Raw genomic sequence first — 1205 nt, 5'->3', positions numbered from 1 at the left:
GTTCGATCCAAATCCGATAGGCTTGCAACACAAGATGAAGGCTATTGCGGGCTTTTTCAAGCCCGCTGGCGAACAGACTCGCCGACCAAGCCTATTTTGAGTTGCTTATTTTAAGCTGGGCGCTGGTTGATCACTTCATCGATCAAGCCGTATTCCTTCGCAGCTTCTGCACTCATGAAGTTATCGCGGTTGGTATCACGCTCGATTTCTTCAAGGGTACGCCCACTGTGCTTGGCCATCAGCGTGTTCAGGCGCTCGCGGATGAAGAGGATTTCCTTGGCATGGATTTCGATATCCGATGCCTGGCCCTGGAAACCGCCCAGTGGCTGGTGAATCATCACACGCGAGTTCGGCAGGCAGAAACGCTTGCCAGGTGCACCGGCGGTCAACAAGAACGCGCCCATGCTGCAGGCCTGACCGATGCAGGTGGTCGACACATTGGGTTTGATGAACTGCATGGTGTCGTAGATCGACATGCCAGCCGTTACCGAACCGCCCGGGGAGTTGATATAGAGATGGATGTCCTTGTCCGGGTTTTCCGCTTCAAGGAACAGCAGTTGCGCACAGATCAGGTTGGCCATGTAGTCCTCTACCGGCCCAACCAGAAAGATCACTCGCTCCTTGAGAAGGCGCGAATAGATGTCGTAGGCGCGTTCGCCACGAGCGGACTGCTCGACAACCATCGGGACCAGGCCGCCTGCGGCCTGGATATCAGAGTTCTGCTGAATATACGAATTACGGAACATGCTCTGCAGTCACTCCCAAATAGTTATGTCTTGAATACGCATAAGCCAGCTCGAAAGCTGGCTTATGTGTGTATTTCTTAACGCAAAAACAATCAGTCGGCTTGTGGAGCTTCTACCGGCTTGACTGCTTCTTCGTAAGAGACCGACTTGTCGGTCACACTAGCTTTCTGCAGAACAGTATCCACAACTTGTTCTTCCAGCACAACCGAACGCACTTCGTTCAGTTGCTGCTCGTTCTTGTAGTACCACGACACGACCTGCTCAGGCTCCTGGTAAGCGGAAGCCATTTCCTGAATCATTTCGCGAACGCGAGCTTCGTCAGGCTTCAGGTCGAATTGCTTGACCACTTCAGCAACGATCAGACCCAGCACAACGCGGCGCTTGGCTTGCTCTTCGAACAGCTCGGCCGGCAGTTGATCAGGCTTGATGTTGCCGCCGAACTGCTGAACAGCCTGCACG

1 protein-coding gene and 1 pseudogene are annotated in these 1205 nt (G+C 53.7%); both read right to left on the bottom strand.

The window, feature by feature from the left end; translation table 11 throughout:
* Positions 1–110: 110 nt before the first annotated feature.
* Positions 111–746 (bottom strand): ATP-dependent Clp endopeptidase proteolytic subunit ClpP, encoded by a 636-nt coding sequence (clpP, locus tag ACIP1X_RS29050; protein ID WP_007951559.1) that lies wholly within the window; start codon positions 744–746, stop codon positions 111–113.
* A 92-nt stretch (positions 747–838) separates the two neighbouring features.
* Positions 839–1205 (bottom strand): annotated as a pseudogene (locus tag ACIP1X_RS29045) (trigger factor); the annotation flags it as partial.

Origin of the sequence: Pseudomonas sp. NPDC088885 (assembly GCF_044750025.1) — a bacterium.
GTDB classification, from domain to species: domain Bacteria; phylum Pseudomonadota; class Gammaproteobacteria; order Pseudomonadales; family Pseudomonadaceae; genus Aquipseudomonas; species Aquipseudomonas rustica.
Note: the sequence above shows the minus strand (reverse complement) of the source record. Positions and strands in the feature narration are given on the sequence as shown.